Here is a 203-nt window from a genome sequence, read left to right on the forward strand (position 1 = left end):
TGGATGCCTACACGGTCACGCACTACCAACCCTTCGACCCGGTTCACAAACGCACCGAAGCCACCGTCACCGACGACAGGGGCGCGACGTTCAAGGTCACCAAGGGCGCACCCCAGGTCATCCTCGCTCTCGCCGACAATTCCGCGGACATCACCTCCGCCGTTGACACCGCTGTGAATGACTTCGCCGCACGCGGCTTCCGG

The 203-nt window shown here is 64.0% G+C and carries 1 protein-coding gene; it reads left to right on the forward strand.

The features are described 5' to 3' along the window. The coding region (locus tag QN350_RS19910) for a hypothetical protein (RefSeq protein ID WP_323517257.1) at positions 1-203 on the forward strand (203 nt) is incomplete at both ends.

The sequence above is a fragment of the Cryobacterium sp. 10I5 genome (assembly GCF_035019865.1).
Classification (GTDB): Bacteria; Actinomycetota; Actinomycetes; order Actinomycetales; family Microbacteriaceae; genus Cryobacterium; species Cryobacterium breve_A.